We start from the raw sequence: 8,150 nt of genomic DNA, 5'->3' as shown, positions 1-8,150 counted from the left end.
GGACTCCATACGTGTCTCACCCGGCCCTTCGTGGCTCGTCGCTAACGCTCCTCGCACCTCAGGGACCAGTTGGGTCTGTGCTTCTTTCGGATCAGGGAGCGGAGGGGTCAGGTCCCGAGGATCTTCGCCTTCTGTGCGGCGAACTCGGCCTCGGTGAGGATGCCCTGCTGGTACAGGGCTCCGAGCTCCTTCAGCGCCGAGATGGTGTCCGTCGGGGTCGATGCGGGCGCCTGCTGCTGAGGCGGCGGGGCGTACTGGGGTTGTGCGTACTGTTGTTGTGCCCGTGGGTCCTGGGCAGCGGCACCCTGCTGAGCCCATCGGCTCGCCTGGCGTCGGGACACCCGGTTGCTCACCGCCGTCGCGGTGCCGGAGATGACGGCGGTGCGGGCGACGCCGCGGAGAAGTCCTGGCATGGTCTGTCCTTTCGAGGTTTCAGGTCGGTGGTCGCAGTGCGCTACGCGGTCGGAGCGGCCGGCGCCGCCTCGTCGGCCGCATCGAGTTGGGCGAGCAGTGCGTTCACCGGTATCCGGCCCGAAGCGACGAGCTGTCCGCCGCCCTTTCGGACGGCGGTGGCGAACGGAGCAGCCCATGCGTTCTCCCAGACGAGGACGGCCGCGCTCGACCCCGGATCGATCACCGTGGCCGCCTCCGCGAGGTCGGAGTCGTCGAGCAGGGAGGTCGCCGCGCCGTCGAAGATCGCGAAATCAGCGCCGAGCGAGTTGATCTCGAGCCGGGCGACCGTACCGTCGGCGTCCTTGGTGATGAAGACGATGTCGATCAGTCGCACGATCCCGCGGTCGATCAGATCGATGAGATGTGGAAGTGCCTCACCGGTCGGCTGCTTGCCCGTCCACTCGACCACGATGTAGTCGATGGGTCCGAGTTCGCGGTCAGCCGTCTGGTCGACACCTGCTTGGTCGTCCAATTCCTTCTCCCTGTCTCGTGCCGTCGATGTGACCGTCTGGCAGCGGGCCCCGGTCACGGCCTCAGATCCACCACCGAACGTCCCGGTTGCGCCTCGTACAGTTCGCCGATCTCACTGGCGTACTTGGTCGCAATCGGCTTGCGGCGCAACTTCATCGTGGGGGTGAGCTCGTCGCCGCCGGGATCCCAGGCGGTCGGCACGATGGTAAATCGTTTGACCTGCTCCACGCGGGACAGTGACCGATTTCCGGCACGGATGGCCACCGCCACCTCGTCCACCACGTCGGGGTGCGAGGACAACTCGGTCAGGTCGGCACCGGACAGGTCGAGTCGCTTGGCCCGCGCGGCCGCCGCATCCGGGTCGAGAACCACGAGCGCGGACACATAGGGCCGGCCGTCGCCGATCGCCGCGACCTGACCGATCAGCGACGACGCCGCCTTCATCGCGTTCTCGATGTTGGTGGGCGACATGTTCTTCCCGGACTCGTTGATCATCAGTTCCTTCTTGCGGTCGACGATGGTCACGTTGCCGTCACCGTCGATCGTCGCGATATCACCGGTCGACAGCCAGCCGTCGGCATCGATCGTCTCGGCCGTCTTGTCGGGCTGTTTGCGGTAGCCGCGCATCACGACCGGTCCGCGGACGAGGAGCTCTCCGTCGTCGGCCAGTCTCACCTCCATGCCGCGGACCGGTTTGCCGACGGTTCCGATCCGGAGGTTGTCGCTGGTCGTCATCGTCGAGACGCCGGTGGTCTCCGACATCCCCCAGACCTCGAGAACCGGGATACCGAGTCCCAGGAAGAATTTCAGCACCTCCGGTGGGATCGCGGCCGCACCCGATCCGGCGAAGGAGACCTGGTCGAGGCCCAGCGCGGTACGGACCTTGTGCAGCACCAGGCGGTCGGCGAGACCGTGTGTGAGACCACCGGAGCCCTTGCCGTCGATCTGGGCCTGCGCCGCCGAGGCTCCGGCGCGGAACGCCCAGTCGGCGAGCGCCTTCTTGACCGGGCTGGACTCCTCGGCGAGCTTCGCCTCGATCCCCGCTCGGATCTTCTGCCACACCCGCGGCACCCCGAAGAAGAACGTCGGGTGCACGTCGGGAAGGGCCGCGGCGATCTCCCGGGGATCGGGCACCGTGGTGATCTGGATGCCGCGCATCATGTTCGCGGCGTGGGAGGAGACCCGGTCGGCGATGTGCGCTGCGGGTAGATACGAGATGGCCCGGTCGTCGAAGCCCGCCTGAACGATCTCGGCGAGCGCCGTCATCTCGGCGACGATGTTGCGATGGGTGATCTCGACGCCCTTCGGCGGGCCGGTGGTGCCCGAGGTGTAGATCAGGGTCGCGAGGTCCTCGGGTTCCACCGCCTGCCATGCCGCGGTGAAGTCGAATCCGGCCGGCGGCGGGGACTGTTCGAGATCGGCCAGCGACAGCGCGCCCGTCGCGACGCCGTCGACGACGATCGTGGTGGACACCCCGGTCGCCGCGGCGGTGATCGCGGGCAGGAACACCTGCTCGGTGACGACGACGGAGTTCTCCGCGTTGCCGAAGAGGTACTCGATCTGTTGGGGCGAACTCGTGTTGTAGATCGAGAACGGAACCGCGCCGAGGTGCAGCGCCGCGGCGTCGACGAGGTGGAACTCGGGGCGGTTCGTCAGCATGATCCCGACGGTGTCGCCGCGCTTGACCCCCAGGGCCGCGAGCCCGCCGGCGATGGCTTCGACGCGCGCGGCGTACTCCGCCCACGTGATCTCCTGCAGCCCACCGACCGTACGGATGGCGACGGCGTCGGGCCGTACGGTGACCGTCTGCTGGAACGCGGCGGGCAGCGTCGACACCGCGACACCGGTCTGATGGGGGAACGTGATGGTCTCTGCAGCGGTCATGACAGTCCTCGACTGGCCGAAGTGATGTGTTGCACGTCACATTAGCCAGTTCGGGCGTGCGTCGCGGCCGGTTCCGGTGAATGGTGAACTGTTGACAAAAACCCCAGATCAGGACCGTTTGTTGAGCGAAGGACGCTCGGTCAGCGACTCGAGATTCCAGGCGCCGCCACCGGTCAGTTCAAGCAGGTCGGTGTGATGCTGGTCGGTGGTGCTGCGGTGACTCACCGACACCAGGATCGTCTCCGGCAGCTCCGTGCGGACGAGCGAGTACAGCGAGTACTCCAGCCCCTCGTCCACAGCCGAGGTCGCCTCGTCCATGAACACGGCCTGCGGCCGGGTCAACAGGATGCGCGCGAAGGCGATGCGCTGCTGCTCGCCCGGGGAGAGCACCTTGACCCAGTCCTCCTCGTCGTGGAGCCGGTCTGCCAGATGCGGGAGGAAGACCTTCTCGAGCGCCGCCTTGATGGCCTCGTCACCGACGTCGTCGGGCAGTGCCGGGTAGGCGACCGCCGTGCGCAGATCCCCCAGCGGGATGTAGGGCATCTGCGACAGGAACAGCGTGTGCTCCCCCGGCGGCCGGGTGAACTCGCCGTCGATGAAGGGCCACAGTCCGGCGAGGCCGCGGAGCAGTGTCGTCTTGCCCGAGCCCGACCGCCCTTTGACGACGAGAGCGGCCCCGGGTGCCAGGGACAGGTTGAGCGCGCTGATGAGTTCGTCGCCGCTCGGGGTCTTCACGTCGACGTCCGACAGAGCGACTGCGCGTTCGCGATCCACGGTCGTGACCTGGGCCATGGTGCGCGACCGTGCATCGGCGTCGGCGAGACCGTCGAGACGGATGATCGACGCGCGCAGAGCGGTGAAATCGTCGTAGGCGTTCCGGAAGAACGAGAGTGCGTCGTGCATCTCGCCGAAGGCGCTGGCGGTCTGCGTCATGTCACCGAGCTTGATCTGACCGTCGAAGAACCGCGGTGCCTGCACGAGAAGTGGGAACACCACCGCGAGCTGCGACGCGCTGAAGTTCCAGCCGACGAACGCCAGCTGCACATGGATGATCTGCCAGAAGTTCTTGACGACCGCACGGAATCTGGTCATGAGGTTGTTGTGTTCGACGCGCTCGCCGCTGTAGAAGGCGACGTTCTCCGCGCTGTCACGGACGCGGACGAGTGCGTAGCGGAAGTTCGCGGTGAGGCGTTCGCGCCAGAAGTTCAGTCGAATCAGCGGGCGTCCGATGGCGAACGCGACCACGCTGGCGACGAGAACGTAGACCAGGACCAGCCACATCATCATGCGCGGGATCTCGACGCCGAACAGCGTGACCGGCCCGGACAGGTCCCAGAGCACGACCGAGAACGACACGATCGACGCACACGCCGGGAGCACACCGTTCGTCGAGACCCCACCGCCGCCCCAGAACAACGACGAGCCGACGGTGGCGATGTTGGTGATGTCGGCCTCGATACGCTGGTCCGGGTTGTCGACGCCGGGGTGGATGTCGACGGCCCGTCGCTGCGGATCCGACTTACCGCGCCCGAATCGTCTGCGCCGCAACAGTCCAGCGCTGAGGTCGACGAATCGGTTGCGGTAGAAGGCACGGCCGGACATCCAGTCGGCCGTCGCCCCTTCGGTCAGCCAGTAGCGGAGCCGGATCTCGAAAGCCGCACCGACATAGATCTCCACCATGGTGCGGACGACGTGAGTGGCGGCGAGGATGCCGAAGATCGTGATCGAATGCCAGAACGCGTCTTTGCCGATCTGGAGCATCTCCGCTCCCTGGGGCCCGCCCGTCGCGATGCCCTCGGCCGCGGTTTGCAGGGACGTGTACAGGTCGTTGCTCCAGTAGCTGAACAGGACGCTCAGCCGCACACCGAGCAACGACAGCAGGGTGAGGACGACGACCAGCGCCCACGCCCAGACCCGGGTTCTCGGGTCGGTGAAGAACCCGCCGATCACCCGCCACAGCGGGCCGCCCCACCGGCTGAACCGCGACAGCAGATATCCGATCACCAGGATGGCCACGGCCGAGATCGCAAACGCGATCGCCAACCACTTCAGACTGGCCCACACCTCGTTGCCCCAGTCGATGCTGTACTCCACGCACACTCCTCGCGTCGGATGGCCCGGCGGCGGGCATCACGGTCGACAAACCCCGGTCGATCGCAGCGAGGACCCCGTCGCCACAACGGGTCCGGGCCTCAACGATGATCCGGCGCAGTTTAACCCGGCGTTCACCCGGTGTCCGGGCAACCGCGTCGACGGAGCGCCGACCGGCCGCCGGGAGCGCGGAATGTCGGTTTTGCCGAGCGGTTCTGGTGACGTCAGCCCAGCGGGCGCAGCACCGCGCCCTGCTGGAGCGCCGCGGTCGAGACCGACTCCGAGAAGCGACGGTCGGCATCGCCGACGCTGACGAGATAGCCCGCGTCGGTGTAGTCCACGCCGTTCACCTCGAAGGTGAGTTGGCACCCGTCGTCGCCGCGGAGGAACACCGACAGCGTGGTGCGGGCGACCTCCCCGCCGGCCGCGTCGAAGAGGACGACCGGTGCGCCGCGGGCCAACGTGCCGCCGTCTGGGAGCGCGGCGTTCTCGGTCAGACAATCCGCAACGACCCCGCCCTTGGCGGTGAACGTGGGCGTGGTCAGCAGGCCGGCGACGACCGCGACACCCACGACGACCGCGAAGACGATCACCGCGACCGCGGTCGCGACGATGACCGGGACACGCGTACGCCGCTGCCATGTCCGGCGCGGCAGCGGTGGGCCGGGGTCCAACCACATCTCGTGTGCGGGGCCGTACCCCGGGGTCATCGACCCGCCCGTGCCGCGATCCATCAGCTCCCCCTGCAGACCCGTGCGGTCACTTCTTGGGCGGGAAGTACTTGATGAGCGCTTCTTGCACGACCGACGTCGCGAGAGTGCCGTCGCGCATCCAGAACCGGCCCGACCCCATCCCGCGTGACCCCGTCGCGACCGGGGACCGCGTGGCGTACAGCAGCCAGTCGTCGAACCGGAACTCGCGGTGGAACCACATCGAGTGATTGACGGTCGCGGCGAACAACCGGTCCATGCCCCAGGAGAGGCCGTGGGTGGTGATGATCGAGTCCAGCACCGTGGTGTCGGAGGCGTAACACATTGCGGCGACGTGCATCACGGGGTCGTCGGGCATCGTGCCGTCGGCCTTCATCCACACCCGGTTGTCGGTCAGCTTCGCCCCCGCCTCCTTCGCCTTCCAGCTCGGATCGTTCGCGAAACGGATGTCGATGGGGTGCAACGCATTCACGAAGGCCGCGATACGGTCCTCGTAGCCCTTGAAATGCTCACCGAGAGTGGGCAATTCCTCCGGATAGGGCACCTGGGGGATCTCCACCGCGTGCTCGAGCCCAGAAGTGTTGTCCTGGAACGCGACCAGCATCGTGAAGATCTCTTCGCCGTCCTGCTTGGCCGTCACCTGACGATTGGCGAACGACCTGCCGTCGCGGAACCGGTCGACGTGGTACTCCAACGGTTTGGTGACATCACCACCACGGATGAAGTGCGCGTGCAGGGCGTGGATGGGCGGATTTCCCCGACTCAGACTCCGGGCCGCCGCGACGACCCCCTGGCCGAGCAGCTGACCGCCGAACGTCCGGGCGGTGACCTGCTCGGGATGGTGCCCGATGAACAGGTCATCGCCCTGACGTTCGACGTCGAGCAATGCGAGTAGCTTGCCGAGATCCCCGGCCTGGTCCACGGTCATGCCTCACACCCTAGAACTCGGACGCGGCCGCGTGGTGCACCGGTCCGAGCAGGAGCGGACGCGGTCAGTGGTCCTGCTCGCCGATCCGGTGCACGTGGATCAGGTTGGTCGAACCCACCGTCCCGGGCGGGGCCCCGGCCACGATCACCACGACGTCACCCTCGCTGAGTCGGCCGATACGCAGCAGCTGATGGTCGACCTGGTCGATCATGTGGTCGGTCGTGTCGACGTGGTCGACGATGAACGTCTCGGTTCCCCAGCTCAGCGCGAGCTGGCTGCGGACAGCCTGGGTCGGCGTGAACGCCAGCAACGGGAGGCGCGAGTGCAGACGGGCCAGTCGACGCACGGTGTCCCCGGACTGGGTGAACGCGACCAGCGCCTTCACCTCGAGGCGCTCGCCGATGTCGCGCGCCGCGTAGGAGATGACACCGCGCTTGGTACGCGGCACGTGGGACAGCGGCGGCACGTCACGGGGGCCGGTCTCGACCGCCCGACAGATCCGGTCCATGGTCCGCACCGTCTCGAGCGGGTACTTGCCCACCGACGTCTCGCCGGACAGCATGACCGCGTCGGCACCGTCGAGGACCGCGTTGGCCACGTCGGAGGCCTCGGCCCGGGTCGGGCGCGAGTTCTCGATCATCGAGTCGAGCATCTGCGTCGCCACGATCACCGGCTTCGCGTTCTCACGGGCCATCTGGATGGCCCGCTTCTGCACCAGCGGCACTTCCTCGAGCGGCAGTTCGACGCCCAGGTCGCCACGGGCGACCATGATCGCGTCGAAGGCCAGCACGATGGCCTCGAGGTTCTCGATCGCCTCGGGCTTCTCGAGCTTCGCGATGACCGGCACCCGGCGGCCGACGCGGTCCATCACCTCGTGGACCAGTTCGATGTCGGAGGGGCTGCGCACGAAGGAGAGCGCCACCATGTCCACGCCCAGTTCGAGGGCGAATTCCAGGTCGGCGATGTCTTTCTCCGACATCGCCGGCACCGAGACACTCATCCCGGGCAGCGACAGCCCTTTGTTGTTGCTGACCGGGCCGCCCTCGGTCACGGTGCAGAGGACGTCGTTGCCCTCGACCGCGGACACGGCGAGGCCGACCTTGCCGTCGTCGACGAGCAGGCGGTCGCCGGGGCTGGCGTCCTCGGCGAGCTGCTTGTAGGTGGTCGAGACGCGGTCGTGGTCGCCCACGACGTCGTCGACGGTGATGCGCACCTGCTCGCCGGTCGCCCAGACGGTCGAGCCGTCACAACCGTCGAAACGGCCGAGCCGGATCTTGGGGCCCTGTAGGTCGGCGAGGACGCCGACGGCTTTCTCCGTGGTGTCCGAGGCCTTGCGGACGCGCGCATAGACGGCCGCATGGTCCTCATGCGTGCCGTGGCTGAAGTTCATCCGGGCCACGTCCATGCCGCTTTCGACGAGCTCTTTCAGTCGCTCGTCGCTCGCGGTGGCGGGGCCCAGGGTGCAGACGATTTTGGTTCGGCGTGTCACAAGAACACCTTAGTCCCGTCCATGGTCCATCTCCATGTCGCCGACGACATGTCACCGGCCCGCCACCGGCTGTTACCGCTGGTGGCGAGCCGCTACCGCCGAGTATGAAATTTACTTAACTTGT

7 protein-coding genes are annotated in these 8,150 nt (G+C 67.3%); all 7 read right to left on the bottom strand.

Features of this window, described 5'->3' with window-relative positions; genetic code table 11:
- Positions 1-107 precede the first annotated feature (107 nt).
- Positions 108-413 carry an SHOCT domain-containing protein gene (locus tag M4D77_RS10770; protein ID WP_065632358.1) on the bottom strand — a complete coding sequence of 102 codons (306 nt, stop codon included), beginning with the start codon at positions 411-413 and terminating at the stop codon, positions 108-110.
- Positions 414-454: 41 nt separating this feature from the next.
- Positions 455-925, bottom strand: a complete 471-nt coding sequence (locus tag M4D77_RS10765) for a DUF6325 family protein (protein WP_065632357.1) — start codon at positions 923-925, stop codon at positions 455-457.
- Positions 926-978: 53 nt separating this feature from the next.
- Positions 979-2,808, bottom strand: coding sequence for a long-chain fatty acid--CoA ligase (locus tag M4D77_RS10760; protein WP_259936192.1), 1,830 nt, complete (start codon positions 2,806-2,808; stop codon positions 979-981).
- A 108-nt stretch (positions 2,809-2,916) separates the two neighbouring features.
- Positions 2,917-4,902: an ABC transporter ATP-binding protein/permease gene (locus M4D77_RS10755; RefSeq protein ID WP_259936191.1), complete on the bottom strand. Its 1,986-nt coding sequence runs from the start codon at positions 4,900-4,902 to the stop codon at positions 2,917-2,919.
- Between the two features lie 221 nt (positions 4,903-5,123).
- Entirely contained in the window at positions 5,124-5,633 is a 510-nt protein-coding gene (locus M4D77_RS10750; protein WP_226513515.1) for a hypothetical protein, read from the bottom strand.
- Between the two features lie 25 nt (positions 5,634-5,658).
- Entirely contained in the window at positions 5,659-6,537 is an 879-nt protein-coding gene (locus M4D77_RS10745) for an acyl-CoA thioesterase II (protein WP_205332994.1), read from the bottom strand.
- A 64-nt stretch (positions 6,538-6,601) separates the two neighbouring features.
- The gene (pyk, locus tag M4D77_RS10740; protein ID WP_137808511.1) at positions 6,602-8,026 is read right to left on the bottom strand and encodes a pyruvate kinase; all 1,425 of its coding nucleotides are present in this window, start codon (positions 8,024-8,026) and stop codon (positions 6,602-6,604) included.
- Positions 8,027-8,150 lie beyond the last annotated feature (124 nt).

This window comes from Gordonia sp. p3-SID1431, from assembly GCF_025143765.1.
GTDB classification, from domain to species: domain Bacteria; phylum Actinomycetota; class Actinomycetes; order Mycobacteriales; family Mycobacteriaceae; genus Gordonia; species Gordonia hongkongensis.
The sequence above is the reverse complement of the archived record's forward strand: the minus strand, read 5'-3'. Positions and strand labels throughout refer to the sequence as shown.